Annotated in this window: 17 protein-coding genes; all 17 read right to left on the bottom strand. The window is 38.0% G+C overall.

Annotated features, from left to right (window positions below):
- Window positions 1-637: 637 nt before the first annotated feature.
- The gene (locus GJU32_RS22025) at window positions 638-919 is read right to left on the bottom strand and encodes a hypothetical protein (protein ID WP_155594048.1); all 282 of its coding nucleotides are present in this window, start codon (window positions 917-919) and stop codon (window positions 638-640) included.
- A gap of 209 nt (window positions 920-1,128) precedes the next feature.
- Window positions 1,129-2,631 (bottom strand): lysine--tRNA ligase, encoded by a 1,503-nt coding sequence (gene lysS, locus GJU32_RS22030; protein ID WP_196426785.1) that lies wholly within the window; start codon window positions 2,629-2,631, stop codon window positions 1,129-1,131.
- 176 nt (window positions 2,632-2,807) lie between these two features.
- Entirely contained in the window at window positions 2,808-3,848 is a 1,041-nt protein-coding gene (gene dusB / locus GJU32_RS22035; RefSeq protein ID WP_155594050.1) for a tRNA dihydrouridine synthase DusB, read from the bottom strand.
- Window positions 3,849-3,938: 90 nt separating this feature from the next.
- Window positions 3,939-4,451: a 2-amino-4-hydroxy-6-hydroxymethyldihydropteridine diphosphokinase gene (folK, locus tag GJU32_RS22040; RefSeq protein WP_155594051.1), complete on the bottom strand. Its 513-nt coding sequence runs from the start codon at window positions 4,449-4,451 to the stop codon at window positions 3,939-3,941.
- On the bottom strand, window positions 4,451-4,816 hold the full coding sequence (gene folB, locus GJU32_RS22045) for a dihydroneopterin aldolase (RefSeq protein WP_155594052.1): 366 nt from the start codon (window positions 4,814-4,816) through the stop codon (window positions 4,451-4,453). The genes folK and folB overlap by 1 nt, the downstream gene beginning before the upstream one ends.
- Window positions 4,816-5,670, bottom strand: a complete 855-nt coding sequence (gene folP, locus GJU32_RS22050) for a dihydropteroate synthase (RefSeq protein ID WP_155594053.1) — start codon at window positions 5,668-5,670, stop codon at window positions 4,816-4,818. The genes folB and folP overlap by 1 nt, the downstream gene beginning before the upstream one ends.
- A gap of 13 nt (window positions 5,671-5,683) precedes the next feature.
- Window positions 5,684-6,523: an aminodeoxychorismate lyase gene (gene pabC / locus GJU32_RS22055; RefSeq protein ID WP_155594054.1), complete on the bottom strand. Its 840-nt coding sequence runs from the start codon at window positions 6,521-6,523 to the stop codon at window positions 5,684-5,686.
- Window positions 6,524-7,105, bottom strand: coding sequence for an aminodeoxychorismate/anthranilate synthase component II (gene pabA / locus GJU32_RS22060; protein WP_155594055.1), 582 nt, complete (start codon window positions 7,103-7,105; stop codon window positions 6,524-6,526).
- The gene (gene pabB, locus GJU32_RS22065) at window positions 7,102-8,532 is read right to left on the bottom strand and encodes an aminodeoxychorismate synthase, component I (protein WP_155594056.1); all 1,431 of its coding nucleotides are present in this window, start codon (window positions 8,530-8,532) and stop codon (window positions 7,102-7,104) included. Before pabB ends, pabA begins: the two co-directional genes overlap by 4 nt.
- Window positions 8,533-8,651: 119 nt before the next feature.
- Complete coding sequence (gene cysK, locus GJU32_RS22070; protein WP_155594057.1) at window positions 8,652-9,581, bottom strand: cysteine synthase A; 930 nt, start codon at window positions 9,579-9,581, stop codon at window positions 8,652-8,654.
- Between the two features lie 491 nt (window positions 9,582-10,072).
- Window positions 10,073-11,044 (bottom strand): peptidyl-prolyl cis-trans isomerase, encoded by a 972-nt coding sequence (locus tag GJU32_RS22075; protein ID WP_155594058.1) that lies wholly within the window; start codon window positions 11,042-11,044, stop codon window positions 10,073-10,075.
- Complete coding sequence (hslO, locus tag GJU32_RS22080) at window positions 11,028-11,909, bottom strand: Hsp33 family molecular chaperone HslO (protein WP_155594059.1); 882 nt, start codon at window positions 11,907-11,909, stop codon at window positions 11,028-11,030. The genes GJU32_RS22075 and hslO overlap by 17 nt, the downstream gene beginning before the upstream one ends.
- Window positions 11,910-11,930: 21 nt before the next feature.
- Complete coding sequence (locus GJU32_RS22085) at window positions 11,931-12,698, bottom strand: type III pantothenate kinase (protein WP_155594060.1); 768 nt, start codon at window positions 12,696-12,698, stop codon at window positions 11,931-11,933.
- A gap of 176 nt (window positions 12,699-12,874) precedes the next feature.
- Window positions 12,875-13,708 carry an aldo/keto reductase gene (locus GJU32_RS22090; protein WP_155594061.1) on the bottom strand — a complete coding sequence of 278 codons (834 nt, stop codon included), beginning with the start codon at window positions 13,706-13,708 and terminating at the stop codon, window positions 12,875-12,877.
- A 164-nt stretch (window positions 13,709-13,872) separates the two neighbouring features.
- A complete protein-coding gene (gene ftsH, locus GJU32_RS22095) occupies window positions 13,873-15,900 on the bottom strand; it encodes an ATP-dependent zinc metalloprotease FtsH (RefSeq protein WP_155594062.1) in 2,028 nt (675 codons plus the stop codon).
- A gap of 279 nt (window positions 15,901-16,179) precedes the next feature.
- On the bottom strand, window positions 16,180-16,722 hold the full coding sequence (gene hpt, locus GJU32_RS22100; protein WP_155594063.1) for a hypoxanthine phosphoribosyltransferase: 543 nt from the start codon (window positions 16,720-16,722) through the stop codon (window positions 16,180-16,182).
- Between the two features lie 67 nt (window positions 16,723-16,789).
- On the bottom strand, window positions 16,790-18,196 hold the full coding sequence (gene tilS / locus GJU32_RS22105) for a tRNA lysidine(34) synthetase TilS (protein WP_155594064.1): 1,407 nt from the start codon (window positions 18,194-18,196) through the stop codon (window positions 16,790-16,792).
- Window positions 18,197-18,215 lie beyond the last annotated feature (19 nt).

An 18,215-nucleotide genomic window follows, 5' to 3' on the forward strand; every position in this document is an offset into this window, starting at 1 on the left:
TAGTTACTAAAAACTTTATTGATTACGTTTTGCTTGTTCAGTTTTCAAGGTTCATTTCGTTAACTGCCTTTTCGACAGCAACTTTTAAATTATAACATTTTCATTTTTTGTTGTCAACATCTTTTTTAAAAAAATTTAAATTTCCGAGAGACAACTCTTAAACTATATCATAATCACTTCATCAAGTCAACATCTTTTTATTCAAATTTACTTTTGAATTTAATGCATTTTCTTGTGTCGTCTTAGCGACAAGTAATAATTTATCACGTTATGATAGACTTCGCAAGCATTTTTTAAAAATTAATTTATTCTAAACTAAAAAATTGAATTAGTAAGCAATTTTATGTATTTACGAGAATACCAAGTTGCTATATCTTCTGGGCTTACTTAATTATTTGTTTTACTATACATCTCTTTCTATTAAATCTCAACATGTAAAATTAAAAGTAGCAATATCATCATCTGCAAATACTCTTTCCTCATTGTAGATAATGTTGCTTCAATCTTAGAAGATCGTCACTAAAAGTGACCACTATTTCAATAAAGTGAAGGACCATAAAATAAGCAGGCGCTAAAATGCTACTACTGCACTTTAGCGCCTGCTTATTCTTAATCTAGTGCCTATTTTTGGGCACCGTTATTTTAAGTCATCACTTTGAGGATCAACTATATTTAAGCACCATAAGAAATTGTCCCAAGCGGAATACCAGCCACTGAAAATTTCAGAAGAATCATCCCAACGAACATCGAATTTCTTCTGGCCGTCTATTTCCACTAAATATAAAGTAAGGTTCTCGTCTTTTTTAGCAACCACTAATTTCATACCGTGCTCAAGTTCTTCTTCTGTAAATAGAACATCAGAAACAGAACGTAATTGCGCCTGTTCAAATACTAGTTTGTTAATAATTTTGTAATTCATTATAAGCCCCCAATAAAATACTTCTTTTTTATATCTATTGCATTTGTAAAACATTGAACTATAAAAGTATAACCTAAACTTAATCAACGTTTAAACAACTTAATTTTTTCATCGTATAAAAAAGAAGAGAACTCACTTATTCTGTGAATCCTCCTCTTCATTCATAACTATTCTTTTATTGCCCTATGAAAAGACTCCACTACAATTTACTATTTTGTAATATGACGCATTGTTGGGAATAATAATACGTCACGAATTGATGGTGAATTTGTAAGAAGCATGATTAAACGGTCAATACCGATACCTAAACCACCTGTTGGAGGCATACCGTATTCCAAGGCTTCAATGAAATCATTGTCCATTTCATGCGCCTCATCGTTACCCGCTTCTTTTTCTGCTAATTGAGCTTCAAAGCGTTGGCGTTGATCGATTGGATCATTTAATTCTGTGAAGGCATTTGCATGCTCACGACGAACGATAAATAACTCAAAGCGATCTGTGAAACGTCCGTCCTCTGGATTTTTCTTAGCAAGTGGTGAGATTTCTACTGGATGACCATATACAAATGTAGGTTGTACAAGTGTTTCTTCAATCTTTTGTTCAAAGAATTCATTGATAATATGACCGACTTCGTGAACTTCTTTCACTTCTACTCCATGTTCTTTAGCAAGTGCTTGAGCTTGTTCTTTTGTCATAGGCTGCCAGAAGTCTACACCTGTAGCTTCCTTTACAGCATCAACCATGTGAACTCGTTTCCAACCTACTGCAAGGTTGATTTCATCTTCACCATATTGAACTGTAGTTGTACCAAGAACCTCTTGGGCAACATGTGCAATAAGGTTTTCAGTTAGAGACATGATATCTTGATAATCTGCATACGCTTCATATAGTTCGATCATTGTGAATTCAGGGTTATGACGTGTAGAGATCCCTTCGTTACGGAATACACGACCGATTTCATACACTTTCTCTAAGCCACCAACTATTAAACGTTTTAAATGCAATTCAATTGCGATACGCATATATAATTCCATATCAAGCGCATTGTGATGCGTAATAAATGGACGAGCAGCTGCACCACCAGCAATTGTATGAAGCATTGGTGTTTCTACTTCTAAGTATCCAGCATTATCTAAGTAGTTGCGGATAGCGCGGATGATTTTAGAACGTGTTATAAATGTTTTTTTGCTATCTTCATTTGTCATTAGATCTAAGTAACGTTGGCGATAACGTTGCTCAACATCCTGTAAGCCGTGGAATTTCTCCGGCATAGGACGTAGTGCTTTTGTAAGGAATATGAAGTCCTCAGCCTTTACTGAAAGCTCTCCTACTTGTGTACGGAATACATTTCCACGCACACCCACAATATCACCCAAGTCTGCTTGTTTAAATAATTCATACGCTTCTTCGCCTACATGATCTTGACGAACGTATATTTGAATTTGACCAGCTAAATCTTGAATATGTGCAAAGCCAGCTTTTCCTTTACCACGTTTCGTCATAATACGGCCCGCAATAATAACCTCTTGAAGGTTTTCTTCTAGCTGTTCTTTTGTTTGATCTGCAAATTGCTCACGTACTTCTGTTGATAAATGTGTACGCTCAAAACGGCTTCCAAATGGATCTTGTCCATTTTCTAGTATCGTCGTCATTTTTTGGCGTCTCACCAAAAGTTGATCATTTAATTCTTCTATATTTGACACTTGTTTCACTCCTTAAGTAAATTGTCCGCGTTTACGTCCATAATATTTCTATTGTACACAATTTTAGTGCTGTAATCATCTGTTTCAGTTTATTTTCAATCTAACGAGAGATAATTAATAATTCTAAAAATTAAAGTCCGCAACAAAAAGGCATCTCTTCCAAAATAAAGAGACACCTAAGATAACTATATAATTAATTCTTGCGCTTCTGGAACAATTAAATTAGACTCACACTCTTCATATTCCTGTACAAGTCCATTTAATAGCGCACGAAGCTCTACCGCAGTTTCTGTTTGGTTAATAGCATTACGTGCTTTACCATTACCGCGAACTCCTTTTAAATACCATGATGCATGTTTACGCATTTCACGTACTGCAATTCCTTCTCCTTTTAATTGGAGAAGACGTTCAAAGTGTAGTAGACATACATCTATTTTTTCACGTATACTTGGCTCTTCCTTTAACTCACCTGTTTCTAGATATTGAACTGTACGATAAATCATCCATGGATTACCTAATGCAGCACGCCCGATCATCACTGCATCTACTCCTGTAGTGTCGAGCATACGCTTAGCATCTTGTGGTGTTTCCACGTCACCATTACCTAGTACAGGAATATTCACGTTTTCCTTCACTTGACGAATGAAATCCCAATTTGCTTTACCTTCATACATTTGTACACGTGTACGACCATGAACCGCTACTGCAGCTGCACCTGCACGTTCAACAGCTTGTGCATTTTCAATTGCAAAAATATGCTCATCATCCCAGCCAATACGCATTTTTACGCTGACAGTTTTTTTGACAGCATCCACAACAGCAGCTACCATTTCATATACTTTATTTGGATCAAGGAGCAAGCGTGCTCCCGCTTCACATTTAATGATTTTATTAACAGGACAGCCCATATTAATATCAATTATATCAGCATTTGTATTTTCATCCACATACTTCGCTGCTTCCACTAAAGTTGTCTTATCTCCACCAAAAATTTGCAGTGACAGAGGATTCTCACGTTCATCTATATAAAGCATACCTAATGTTTTTTCATTTTTTTGGACAATGCCCTTATCACTAATCATTTCAGCGTATACGAGGCCTGCTCCGAACTCTTTTACCGTTAATCGGAAAGCAGAGTTACAAATGCCAGCCATTGGCGCTAATACTACACGGTTGTCCATGACAATATTGCCAATTTGAAACGGCTTCTCTGTTGTTTGACTCAACGTTGTCTTCCTCCTTTATAAAGGCATTTACCTATTTTTCGCTATCTATCCTTAATGCTATGAATTAATCATTCATCTATACACGATTGCTTAGCTCACTGTCGAAGATTTATTAAACGGTCCCCATAAAGTTACACCTTCATTTTCACAATCCATTTGCTGCAATAGCTCATGAGCTTGCTGTAGCTGTTCACAGAGTGGGGATGGTGTAATCTCTACTAGTGGTACTAAAACGAATGCTCGCTCGTACATTCTTGGATGGGGAACAATGAGGCTCTCCGTTTCAATATTTTCGTGATTGTATAGTAATATGTCAAGGTCTATGATTCGTGGGCCCCAACGAAATTCACGTACACGCCCTAATTCCTGTTCAACTGATTGGCATATCTTCAACATTTCAGCAGACGATACAGCCGTTTTTAGATGAACAGCAATATTTAAAAAATCTGCTTGGTCTGTGTAACCTACAGCAGCTGTTTCATAGACAGACGAAATGCGAACAACCTCAATGTTCTCATCTTCCTTTAAAAGGGCAACAGCTAGTTGAAGATTCTCATATCTTTCTCCCATATTCGTTCCGATAGATAAATAGACATCCTTCATTAGAAATCACCTCTCGTTACCTCAACAGACACTTCTTTGTAATAACCATGAATGGGTGGGTCTGGTTTGATTAACTCTATACGAACACCCTTTACTTTATCAGGGTAGGTTGTTAATATCGCGTTCGCTAATTTCACGACAAGGGCTTCAATAAGCTTAAAAGGTTCGCCTTCCACAATATTACGACATAGCGCATATACCTCTGCATAATTAACTGTATAAGAAAGTTCATCCGTCTCTCCAGCCTTTGTCATATCTACCGCAAGAGAAACATTTGCTCGGAAACGTTGACCAAGAGTTGTTTCTGCAGCTAATACACCATGGTAGCCATAAAACTGCATGTCCTTTAAATGAATATAATCCATCACGCTTCCTCCTTAAACAAACGTTTTCCTACTAATATATCAGCCATATGCGTGGCACGTGCCATTTCCTTTACATCATGAACACGTATCATATGACAGCCCTTTTCTATTCCATAAACCACTGTTGCACCAGTACCTTCAAGACGTTCTTCAACTGGTAACTCCAAAACATTGCCAATCATTGATTTACGCGATGTTGCTAATAACACAGGATAGCCCATAGCCACTAAATCATTTAAGTGTTGCATCATGGCAATATTCTGCGTGGTATTTTTGGCAAAGCCGATACCTGGATCTAAGATTATATGTTGATCGGGAACTCCCGCCTGATGTGCAATCGCAATACTTTTTTCTAAATCCGTCTTTGCTGTCCCCCAAAAATCAACACCATAATCCATATTTTCGCGATTATGCATTAAAATAATGGGAACATGCAAATCTGCCGCAACTCGGGCAATTTCCGGTTCCGCTTTCGCTCCCCAAATATCATTAATGATATGTGCACCTGCTTCAATGGCAGCACGTGCTACATTCGCTTTATACGTATCAACGGAAATAATAGCCTTTACTTCTTTCGCTAACGCTTGAATAACAGGCACAATGCGAGCTATTTCATCTTCATCTGAAATACGTTCGTACCCTGGGCGTGTAGATTCTCCACCTACATCAATTACTTTAGCCCCTTCAGCCACCATTTTTTTTGCTTGAGCAACAGCAGTTTTCACGTTATTGTACTTTCCTCCATCTGAGAAGGAGTCTGGTGTAACATTTAGAATGCCCATAACAAATGTTTCTTGTGTATAGTCTAATGTAATTCCATTAATCGTTAATGGTTTCGTATATTTTTCTAACATATAAACGCTCCTTCTATCCTTGCTCCACTTCTTGAACAAATGCCTGATGTAAACGCGAATAAATAGGCCCTTTATTGCCTAAAAATTGCTGGTCCTCTAAGCTACTAATTGGCACAAGTTCTTGTACAGAATTGGTAATGAAGCATTCCGTACTTTGTAGTAAGTCTTCTTTCGCATAAAAACCTTCCCTTACTTCAATAGCAAGAGCATTAGCCTTCTTTATAACCCATGCTCGAATAATACCTGGTAAAATACCCGTCTCCAAGGAAGGCGTATATAGTATATCATTTCTTACCCAAAAAACATTTGATGTCACACCTTCAGCAACATAGCCTTGCTCTGTTAAAAAGAAGCCTTCTTGTTGTGCAAGTGACTGCATTTCAAAGCGGCCAAGTACGTTATTGCCATAATGATGTGATTTAACTCGCAGTCCTTTTTCAGGTGTATTGCGTGGTGTAGTAAGCCATTGTGCAATCTTTTCACTACCACGAGGTGTATCCAGAAGCTCTTTTCGGAAAATAATGACATTGGGTTGTTTATATTCTGTCGGTTGTAAACCAATAGTATGCTCTCCTGCTGATACATTTAAACGGAAGTAGCCATCCAGACCTCCTGCCTGTTGATTTAATTGTTGCACAACCTCAAGTAAAACATTTTCAGGATAGGTTAAATGAATGTGATATTGTGATAAGGCAAGCTGTAATCTTTCCATATGTGCTTCCCAGCCAAATACCTGTCCTTTATATGTTCGGAACGTTTCAAAAAATCCCAATCCATATAAAAAGCCATGGTCAAATGGAGAAATCCGTAAATCCTGCGCAGCCATATAGTTTCCGTTCATCCAGCACTGCATCTATCTCACTCCTTCTACGTACATTTCAATAAATTGGCGTAGGAGTTTTTTCCCTTGCTCAGTCATAATGGATTCTGGATGATATTGTACTCCCTCTATAGGGTAATCCTTGTGACGAAGCCCCATAATTTCTCCTTCTTCTGTCCAAGCAGTTACTTCAAGGCACGGTGGAAGTGACTCTTTTTCTACAATAAGAGAATGATAGCGAGTTGCTTGGAATGGATTTGGCATGCCTTTATGCAAACCTAGCTCAGCATGTAGAACGGGTGATGTCTTACCATGCATAAGACGTTCTGCTCGTATTACATTGCCACCAAACACCTGTGCAAGTGCCTGATGACCAAGACAAACCCCTAGAATCGGAATATTTCCCGCGAAATATTTAATAATGTTCAGGCTTTCACCTGCCTCATTTGGACTACATGGCCCTGGTGAAATAACGATCATATCAGGTGCAAGTTGCTCTATTTCCTCTACTGTTATTACATCATTTCGCTTAACTACTATTTCATGCCCAAATTCACCCAAATATTGTACGATATTGTAGATAAATGAATCATAGTTATCGATCATTAAAATCATTTTGCTCGCTCCTCTGCCATTGCCTTTGCCTGCCACATTGCCTTCGCTTTATTTAAAGATTCCTGATACTCTCTTTCTGGGACAGAGTCAATGACAATGCCTGCTCCTGCCTGAATATGCGCAACTCCATCTTTTATAAACGCTGTCCGAATAACAATATTAAACTCCATGTCACCTGTATAACCGAGCCAACCGATTGAACCAGTATATAAACCACGTCGTACAGGCTCTAGTTCTTCAATAATTTCCATAGTGCGTATCTTTGGCGCTCCCGTAATTGTTCCACCCGGGAACATCGCACGAATAACGTCTGCATTTGTTTTATCCTCCGCTATTTCTCCTCGCACATTAGAAACAATGTGCATTACATGTGAATAGCGCTCAATGACCATAAACTCGTCCACTTCCACTGTTCCATAGGTAGATACTCGACCTAAATCATTGCGCTCTAAATCTACTAGCATCACATGCTCAGCACGTTCTTTGTCATTATCAATTAATTCTTGAGCTAATGCTAAATCTTCCGCTTCGGATTTGCCTCTTGGTCGAGTACCAGCTATTGGTCTTGTTGATAACTCATTACCATGCCGCTTTACTAATAACTCAGGAGATCCCGAAACAACAGCAAAATCAGGCGCTTCAATATAAGCCATATAAGGTGACGGATTAAATGCTCGTAATGCTTCATAAACATCCATTGCATTCGCATTTAATTTCTTTGATTGACGAACAGACAAGTTCACTTGGAACACATCACCTTGCGCTATATAGGTTTGAATTTTTCTAACAGCTGCCTCAAAATCAGTTCCTGCAAATGACACAAGCAATTCATTCTCGTCATTGACAACTTCTACAGCATTAGTTTTTTCAAATTTGCGCGTAGCTACTCCAGCCTGTGCTGCAACCTGCCAGTTGTTAGCCCATTCCTCCAAGTTAACTTCGCTATCTTCCAGCTTCATAAGTGTTACTGTATTAGTCTTCACGTCGTGCACTGCCCAACAATCAAAAATATAAAAATAGATATCTGGTATCTGTAAATCATCCTTTGCTGTATTGGGAAGTTCTTCAATTTTACGTGCATAATCATATGCTACAAATCCAATAGCTCCTCCTTGAAAAACAGGGAGCTCTTCATTATAAGAAATTTGATATTCCCCCACGAGTTCTTCCAATAATGTAAGCGACTCCCCTAGTAAAACTTCACTTCTGCCATTTCGCCAATTTACTAATAGCCCATTCTCTACTGATTGTGTCGTAGCTAACGGATTCCAAGCAGCTATTGTAAAATGTCCACCACGTCCACTCTCTAAAAATACGTGTGCTTGTTGTGTTTCTGTTTGCTTTTTATAGCTATAGAAAAATGAATCTGCATCCATCGTTAATGTTTTCGTAAGTATTGTCTTCAAGTTATTTTCCCCTTTAAACATATGATGTGATTCCATCTTAACTTGAATATTACATAGATGCGAATATTTTTATGACACGCTTAACTAACGCACTAAAAAGGACCCCTTTTATAAAGGAGCCCTTTCAAAAAAATATTAAATTAGTCTTCAAATTGATATAGAGGTGTTGATAGGTAACGCTCTCCATTAGAAGGCACAATCGCAAGAACATTTGAACCTTTACCTAAACGTTTGGCTGCTTCAATTGCAGCGTAGATAGCAGCGCCAGATGAAATACCACACAGAATTCCTTCTTCACGTGCTACTCTGCGTGCTACTTCAAACGCAATCTCATTTTCAACAGGGAATACTGAAGAATATACTTCTGTATCTAAAACTGCTGGTACAAAACCAGCTCCAATACCTTGAATTTTATGCGGCCCTGGTTGACCACCAGAAAGAACTGGTGAATCTTTTGGCTCAACAGCAATGATTTCGATATTTGGATACTTTTCTTTTAATACTTCACCTGCACCTGTAATTGTACCACCTGTACCAACTCCAGCTACAAATGCATCAAGTGTTAAGCCTTCAAATGCTTCAACAATTTCTGGCCCTGTTGTTAGACGGTGAATCACAGCGTTAGCTGGATTCGTAAATTGTTGTGGTAAGAAATAGCCATGCTCTGCAGAAAGTTCTTCTGCTTTAGCAATTGCACCCTTCATACCGGCTGGACCAGGAGTTAACACAAGCTCTGCACCATAAGCTCGTAATAGGTTACGACGCTCTAAGCTCATTGTTTCTGGCATAACTAAAATGGCTTTGTATCCTTTAGCAGCGGCAATCATCGCAAGACCAATACCTGTATTACCAGATGTCGGCTCAATAATTGTACCACCAGGCTTTAATGTGCCATCCTTTTCAGCAGCTTCGATCATTGCTAAAGCTAAACGGTCTTTCACTGAGCTTCCTGGATTAAAATATTCTAATTTTACATACACAGTACCTTCATTTTCACTTGTTGCATGATTTAATTTTACAATTGGTGTTTTACCAACTAATTCAGCCACAGAGTTCGCTAATCTACTCATTTAATAATCCACTCCCAATCCCTACTATTTTTATAGGTTTTACTTATTTTGTATTTTATCAATTTTTCCATTCGATTGTCAATAAATAAAACTTATATTTTCAGAATATTTATCACTAGTTCGAAGACGTTTTGTGACAACGGTTAACTGACCTGTGTCATGCAATCCTCTCTCAAAATCTGCGACATTCAACAAAAGCTTAGATACAACTAGATGCTAGTCACATCCTCATTGCACAGGATGTGGCGCTTTTGACCATGTTCTCCTATTGTGCAGATGTTTGAACATCCGCTGTTAAAACGAAAGCAAGCATTCATCTCCCACTATAGTGGAGGGAGATTGCTGTATCTAATCCTTCGCTTTCGGTTCAAAAATTGGTCGAATCAAAATAAAAAGAATCTGCATAATTTATCGGGGTAAGTCACTACAAATGCCTGCAAGTTCTATCAGACTTATTTTACCCGCAAAAAACTTGCAGATTTTTTCATATATCATTTTTCTTTTTTAGATTCCCCATAATACCAAGTAGCATTAAATTCAGACCAAAATGCTTCTGGTGTTACAGATTGTGGTAATTGCTCTAAAGCTAACTCACGCTCAATATGTTCTTTCACATCGTCATATGTAAAGGATTGTCCTTCTAATACCTCTTGCACTTGAACAATTCCATAATGACCATTATCTAACTTAAAGGCTTTACTGACCTCATTTGCCTTTAGAGATTGCGCGGACTTGATGATTGAAGGGTCCACATTTTCCTGGTTCTCTGTAAGGAAACCAATATCTCCGCCTAGGCTTGCTGAAGCACTATCTACTGAAATTTCACGTGCCAGTACTGTAAAGTCAGAGCCATTTTTTAATTCACCCAATGCCTCATCAGCTGCTTTTTTTGAATCGACTTCAATAAAATTCGTACGATAGCTTGTTTTTGTATTATATAATCCCTGATTCTCTTCATAATACTTCTCAACGTTCTCTTCACCTATCACTACGTCCTTCGTGAGTACCTTATCTAATATAAGCTGTGATCGGAGCTTTTGGCGTAATTGCTCTGCTGAAAGATTTTGCATGGCCGTATCAAACTTATCTTGAGCAGAACGCATTAACGCTAGTTCAAGATCAATTTCTTTATCAGTAACTTTAATTTTATATGTCTTTGCTGCCTTTTCCATTACAGATTCATTAACTAAATTTTGCAATGTTTCTTTACCATATCGTTCTTCCATGGCAATCATCCAGTCTTGTCTTGTTATAACATCCCCGTCAATGGCAGCGACTTGCTCGTCGCTACCAATTTCCTGACCTTTATTCGGGATTAACCAGCTAATGAACCATAAAATATTTCCTAATAACAAAATCGCTATAAGTGCTAATGCAGGTTTTGTCTTTAAACGACGTTGTAGCAAAGGGGGTTGGTTTGGTGTTACATTGGTTGAAGGTCGTCTATTACGAGTTGAGCTCATCAATAAACCCTTCTAGCTCATTCTTAGAAAAACTGTATGTCTCTAAGCAGAAGTGACATTGCGCTTCTGCTCCGCCGTCTTCGTCAATCATTTCTCTAATTTCTGCTGTTCCTAATCCTAAAATTGCTGCACCAAACCGCTCTTTCGAACATTGACATTTAAATTCAACTGGCATGGAATTCAAAATTTGTAGATGACCATTTCCTAAAACAGCTTCTAAAATTTGCTCAGGGGTAAAGCCTTTTTCAATCATTTTTGAAACAGGCTCTATCGTAGCAAGATGTTGTTCAATTTCATTGATTGTTTCCTCTTCACAGCCTGGCATTAATTGAAGAATAAATCCACCTGCTGCAAGAATTGTGTTGTCTGGGTTAACTAATACACCTAAACCAACTGATGAAGGTACTTGCTCGGATGTTGCGAAATAATAAGTAAAATCTTCAGCAATTTCACCTGAAACAATAGGTGTTTGTCCAGAGAACATATCTCTCAAACCAAGGTCCTTAACAATCGTTAGAGCTCCTTCTGTTCCAACTCCTGCACGAACATCTAACTTACCATGCTCGTTTAAATCAAAGTGAACATGAGGATTTGTGACAAACCCACGTACTTCACCATGTGCGTTACTATCAATCACCATTGGACCAATTGGACCGTCACCCTCAATTTTAATTGTTATTTTCTCTTCACCTTTTAACATGGCTCCCATCATTACAGCCGCAGTCATTGAACGACCTATAGCTGCTGAGACAACTGGCCATGTATCGTGACGGCGTTGCACTTCTCCTACTGTGGCTGTTGTACGAGCTGCAAACACACGAACTTGACCATTAAATCCTAAACCTCTTACTAAATAATCATTCATAAATGGAATGTCCCTCATTTCCTATTGGTTACGTTTATATAACTTATATAAACCTTTTAAAGTTAAAAACGGGTCCACAACATCAATAATTTGTGTCTCCCCTGCGATTAGGTTTGCTAGTCCACCTGTAGCAATAACTAATGGCTCCTCTTTACTTTGTGCTTTTATACGGTTAACAATGCCCTCCACTTGTCCTACAAAGCCATAAAAAATTCCAGCCTGCATGGCAGAAACGGTTGTTTTCCCAACAATATGTGTAGGTCGCAATATTTCAATACGCGGTAATCTTGCAGCCTGTGTATAAAGAGCTTCTGTCGAAATCGTTATGCCTGGCGCAATAGCACCGCCCATGTAATCGCCCTTTTCGTTTAAATAACAATAGGTTGTCGCTGTACCAAAATCAACTATGATACAAGGAGCTTTATATAAATCTAGAGCTGCTATTGCATTCACAATACGGTCAGACCCAACCTCACGAGGATTTTCGTATTTAATATTTAAACCCGTTTTCACACCAGGACCAACTACCAAAGGTTTTTTCTGAAAATATTTCTGACACATTGCTTCTAAGGAAAACATAATTGGCGGTACAACTGAGGATATAATAATGCCTGTAATTTGTTCAAATGAAATGCCTGCGTGATTAAAAAACGATAGAACTTGCATAGCATATTCATCTTCTGTTTTATGAAGGTCCGTCACCATACGCCAATGGAAGGCTAATTGATCGTTGTCATCGTAGACACCTAATACAATATTAGAATTCCCTGCATCTAAAACTAAAATCAAGGCTGACACCTCCCATATCGTAATTGTAACTTTTGCAATCCTCTTGTTACAACTTTCAATCTCACTGAAATGAAGTAAAACACTTTAGAAAATGATACCATACTTTTTATACTAGGAAATAGTATTCAGGCATTCTTTAAAAAGGAGCTCCCTAAACTAGGCAGCTCCCTTGAAAATTATTTGAAATTAAATTTTTCTGGATTTGGACCACAACGTAATCCATCATTTAGTGCATCCAATTGCGTCATTTCTTCTTCACTTAAAGCAAAGTCAAAAACATCTAGATTTTCAGCCATACGTGAAGGTGTCATCGTTTTTGGAATCGTTACAACATGATGTTGTACATCATAACGTAACACAATCTGTGCAGGTGTTTTGTCGTATTTAGAAGCTAACTCTTGAATCAATGTTTCTTCTAGTAGGGAACCGTTCATCAACGGAGACCATGCCTCCATCTGTATGCCCTTGTCCCCGCAATAGGCACGTACTTCCTCTTGTGTTAAATGTGGATGGAATTCGATCTGATTAATAACAGGGATAACAGTCGTTTCCTTTAAAAGGCTTTCTAAATGGTGTACATGGAAATTACTAACCCCAATTGAGCGTACTCGACCATCTTGATAAATTTTTTCTAGTGCTTTATAAACCTCTATATAATTTTGATCAATTCCTGGCCAGTGCACTAAATACAAATCCAAATAGTCTAATCCAATTTTCTCTAAACTGCTATCATATGCGGCAAGTGTTTCTTCATAGGAAAGTCCGTCGTTCCAAACTTTTGATGTAATAAATAGTTCTTCACGCGTTACTAAACCCTCTTCAATGGCTGCACGTATTCCTCGTCCAACACTTTCTTCATTGCGATATACTTGTGCTGTATCGATACTACGATAACCTTTAGCAATAGCTGTTTTTACCGCTTCAGCTAGGTCATCTCCTTCAGGTACTCGAAAAACACCATAACCAACTAAAGGCATTTTAAGTCCATTATTCAACGTTACATTTCCCATGCTTAAACACTCCTATCTGTTTTTACTATCTAATACATCGTCTCTCCATCCTAAGTGTAGAGTCGTATGTAGCCTATCTTTCACTACTATATCCTAATGCTTACTAGTAAGAAAAGGCAAAGAAAAAGACTGTTTACTGAGCTAGTAAACAGTCTTTCCTCTTTTTAATCACGCTTTTCATCGATACCCTTAGGTGCATCAGTTGGTTCTTTTTGTTCTTTTGCTAGATCCAAAGTTGTTGGGTTTGGCTCTTTACTAAGTAGCTCTTTTTCAACAACTGGTTCACCAATTGTATCTAACGTTGGCTTCGCTTCAATCTTTGGAGTATTATCCTCAATTTTCTCGACAGCCTCTGGTTCTGGTAATACACCATGATCACGTAAATGCTCGATTTCCTGTGCATTTAATGTTTCTTTCTCCATTAAAGTACCGGCAATCAAATTAAGCAGTTCACGTTTCTCTGTTAGGATACGTTTCGTACGCTCATATTGTGTATCAATAATTTTTTGCATTTCTTTATCAATTTCATAAGCTACTGAATCAGAATAGTTTTGGTCAGAATTAAAGTCGCGACCAAGGAATACATTACCACCCTGACTTGAACCAAATTGCATAGCACCAAGGTTTTCACTCATACCGTATTCAGTAACCATAGCACGGGCAATGCTTGTAACCTTTTGGAAATCGTTATGTGCCCCAGTAGAAACCTCACCAAGAACAATTTCTTCAGCTACACGACCACCAAGAAGCCCTGCAATACGATCTAGAAGCTCTTGCTTTGTTGTAAAGAAGCGTTCTTCCTTCGGTAACATAATCGCATAGCCACCCGCTTGACCACGTGGAACAATCGTTACTTTGTGTACTGTATCAGCTTCATCAAGCTCAAGACCAACTACTACGTGACCAGCTTCATGGAAAGATACAAGTTTTTTCTCTTTGGCTGAATACACTCGACTAGCCTTAGCTGGACCAGCTATAACTCGGTCAGACGCTTCATCGATATCTACCATATTGATAGTACGTTTACTTTTACGAGCCGCTACAAGTGCTGCTTCGTTTAGTAAGTTTTCTAAATCTGCACCGGAGAAACCTGGCGTACGTTGAGCAACTGCTGCTAAATCAACTGAATCTGCTAAAGGTTTATTGCGTGCATGTACTTTAAGAATGGCCTCACGTCCTTTTACATCAGGATGCCCTACTGTAATTTGACGGTCAAAACGACCTGGACGTAATAACGCTTTATCTAAAATATCTGGGCGGTTTGTTGCAGCGATAATAATAATCCCTTCGTTTGCACCGAAACCATCCATTTCAACTAGTAATTGGTTTAATGTTTGTTCACGTTCATCATGACCACCACCAAGACCAGCGCCACGTTGACGACCAACTGCATCAATCTCATCGATAAAGATGATACATGGAGCGTTTTTCTTAGCATTTTCAAATAGATCTCGGACACGTGATGCACCGACACCGACAAACATTTCTACGAAGTCAGAACCTGAGATAGAGAAGAAAGGAACACCCGCTTCGCCTGCAACTGCTCGTGCAAGTAATGTTTTACCTGTACCTGGAGGACCGACAAGTAAGATACCTTTAGGAATACGTGCACCAATTTCAGTGAATTTGCGATGGTCTTTTAAGAAATCTACAACCTCGACAAGCTCTGCTTTCTCTTCATCAGCACCCGCTACATCTGTAAAACGTACTTTTTTCTTTTGATCATCATAAAGTTTAGCTTTACTTTTACCAAAGCTCATCACTTTATTACCGCCACCTTGAGACTGACTCATTAGGAAGAAGAATAAGAAAATGATGATAATGAAAGGAATAATTCCTGTAAAGAATTGAATCCATCCACTTGTTTCTGGTGCTGCTAAATAACTAATATTACTATTCTTATCCATAGCAGCCTCATCGATACGGTCCATTAAAGATTGGTTTTCACGAGGGATATTCACTGTAAAGCTTTGACCCTTTTCATAACCTTTCAGTGTACCTTCAACGACGTAAACTGATTTATCAGGTTGAATTGTAGCACTTGTTATTTCTTTCTTATCTAGAGCTTGTTGAAACTCATGATAAGATAACTCTTTCGTTGGCGATTTTCCACCATTGAAAGTACCAAAAATACCGATTATCACTAGGAAAATCAGTAGATAGAATATGGTATATCGAAATATTCGATTCATCTCCAGCCTCCTCATTACAAACAGAAAAATTATAAGTAAAATCTTAACATATCATGATTTCATCATACAACGAAAAGCCCTACTTAAAAAATGTTTCGTCTTTTTGCCGTTATCAAAACAGTTTTTAGGACATCTTTTTACGTCCCAGCGTTATTGTACCTGTTCCTTGGACTTGATATAGCTGAACATTGTGTCAAGATTTTGAATTATGTTAAACATAACGAAAAATACGTGACTTGCGCTGGAGGTTTTTACTTTTATAGCTGGTCTATCTGTATCTTAGAAAGAATAAACTTCTGGCTTTAAGATACCGATATAAGGTAAATTACGATATTTTTCTGCGTAATCTAAGCCATACCCTACAACAAATCCGTCTGGAACTTCAAAACCAACATAGTCAGCAGATAAGTCTACTTTACGACCTGAAGGTTTATCTAGTAATGTAACAATTTTAATGGACTTTGCTTTACGATATTTAAATAAATCTACTAGATAGCTTAAAGTTAAACCACTATCAATAATGTCCTCGATAATTAATACGTCACGTCCCTCAACGCTCGTATTTAAATCCTTTAAAATTTTCACTTCACCAGATGACACTGTAGCATTACCATAACTAGAAACATCCATAAAATCTAACTCAATGAATGAATCGAAACGTTTCATTAGGTCTGTCATAAAAGGCATTGCCCCTTTAAGAACACCAACAGCTAATGGGTATGCATCTTTGTATTCCTCTGTTAATCGTGCACCTAATTCTGAAATTCTTTCTTGCAATTGTTCTTCTGTAATCATAACTTTTTCGATGTCATTTTGTAACATATCGATTCCTCCTCGTGATGTATCAATAAATTTTCAACCTATTACGGTGAAATATTTTACAAAGACCTTAGTCTACGATGAGCACTGTATCATCGTTTGGTTGCGGAGTGGTTGAAAAAAATATTCCCATACGCACACCAATTACCGCTACCACCTCATCAGATTGAGAAATCAGTAACGGCCAGCTATTTCGCTCATTTAAAGGAATCTTTTCATCTATAAAAAGGCGAGATAAGCGTTTTGGCTGATCCATTCCTTTTAACAGCATTCTGTCTCCATCCTTGCGTGCTCGAATGTAGAGCGGTAAGTGGAGTTTGCTAGCGTTAAAATAAAAAAGTTGTGCAGTATCCGTCAGCAATTCAGACGATAAATCATGCAAATTGACTATGCATAAGCGTTCACCATTTATCAGTGTTGTCCAACCATCAGCAGTAGAAATAATCTTTTTCTCAAGAGAAGTTAGACCCTCAGATGGCTTATTCTTCTGAATCATTAATTTTCCGTAACGGCGAATTGCTAGAAAATCTTCAGGCAAGTGAATCTCAGCATACCCTGCTGTTGTATCACAAAGCTTTAAAATTGAAGTCAATAAAGCATAACTTTGTATCGTATTTGAATCTTTGTAAAGATAGTTTAATAGTATTAAAATGAGCCTCCTTTGTAAAGCAAGTGGTACCAATTGAAAAGCCTTAATTTCCATGCTATATGTATTTTCGTTACTTCTTTTTATGGTTTGAGAAAATACATCTTGGGCTAATGTCATTAAAAAGGTATCGTCTTCTTGCAATTGCTTTGTGAAATGGGTCACTTGTTCAGTCACTCGCGGATTTTCTGCCTCCAGTAAAGGCACCACATGATGCCTAAAACGATTTCTTACATAGGTGTCTTTGGAATTACTTGCATCTTCTCGATAATCCAAACCTTCTCTAAGTAAATATTCCCTTATTTCAGACTTTGTAACCGTTAAAAACGGACGAATTAATGATTTTCCTTCAAAAAGTCGTTGTGGACGTATGCCTTGCATACTATTCATTGTTGCATTTTTTGTTAGGGCCATTAATACTGACTCCAGTTGGTCATCCGCATGATGTGCAGTTACAAGCTTATTGGCGTTCGTCTTTTGCAGGATTTCGTTGAAATACCGATACCTTTCCCTACGACAAATTAGCTGTGTGTTACCATTTTCCAATGCCATAATTGCTGGTATTGCAATCTCTGTGGCATGTAAGTAAACACCATTTTCATCACAATACTTTTGGACAAATGCTCTATCCTCAGCAGAAGATTTCCCTCTCAACATATGATCCACATGTACTGCTTCCACCTGAATGTTCCACTGCTCCTGTGTTTGAACAAAGTATTGGAGTAAAGCCATAGAATCTACCCCACCCGAAACGGCGATGAGAAGATGGTCGTCTTGCTTTAATAATTGCTGTTCTTCAATAAATGATTTGACCTTTATTTCAAATGACAAACGCTTCTCCTCCCCTTTT

The sequence above is a fragment of the Lysinibacillus cavernae genome (genome assembly GCF_009724685.1).
Taxonomy (GTDB): domain Bacteria; phylum Bacillota; class Bacilli; order Bacillales_A; family Planococcaceae; genus Lysinibacillus; species Lysinibacillus cavernae.

Bases quoted from the DNA above. Each gene is read 5' to 3' on its own strand.
- GJU32_RS22025 (WP_155594048.1), bottom strand. From the start codon at position 919: ATGAATTACAAAATTATTAACAAACTAGTATTTGAACAGGCGCAATTA.
- folK (WP_155594051.1), bottom strand. From the start codon at position 4,451: ATGAAGGATGTCTATTTATCTATCGGAACGAATATGGGAGAAAGATAT.
- folB (WP_155594052.1), bottom strand. From the start codon at position 4,816: ATGGATTATATTCATTTAAAGGACATGCAGTTTTATGGCTACCATGGT.
- folP (WP_155594053.1), bottom strand. From the start codon at position 5,670: ATGTTAGAAAAATATACGAAACCATTAACGATTAATGGAATTACATTA.
- pabC (WP_155594054.1), bottom strand. From the start codon at position 6,523: ATGCAGTGCTGGATGAACGGAAACTATATGGCTGCGCAGGATTTACGG.
- pabA (WP_155594055.1), bottom strand. From the start codon at position 7,105: ATGATTTTAATGATCGATAACTATGATTCATTTATCTACAATATCGTA.
- pabB (WP_155594056.1), bottom strand. From the start codon at position 8,532: ATGTTTAAAGGGGAAAATAACTTGAAGACAATACTTACGAAAACATTA.
- cysK (WP_155594057.1), bottom strand. From the start codon at position 9,581: ATGAGTAGATTAGCGAACTCTGTGGCTGAATTAGTTGGTAAAACACCA.
- GJU32_RS22075 (WP_155594058.1), bottom strand. From the start codon at position 11,044: ATGAGCTCAACTCGTAATAGACGACCTTCAACCAATGTAACACCAAAC.
- hslO (WP_155594059.1), bottom strand. From the start codon at position 11,909: ATGAATGATTATTTAGTAAGAGGTTTAGGATTTAATGGTCAAGTTCGT.
- GJU32_RS22090 (WP_155594061.1), bottom strand. From the start codon at position 13,708: ATGGGAAATGTAACGTTGAATAATGGACTTAAAATGCCTTTAGTTGGT.
- ftsH (WP_155594062.1), bottom strand. From the start codon at position 15,900: ATGAATCGAATATTTCGATATACCATATTCTATCTACTGATTTTCCTA.
- hpt (WP_155594063.1), bottom strand. From the start codon at position 16,722: ATGTTACAAAATGACATCGAAAAAGTTATGATTACAGAAGAACAATTG.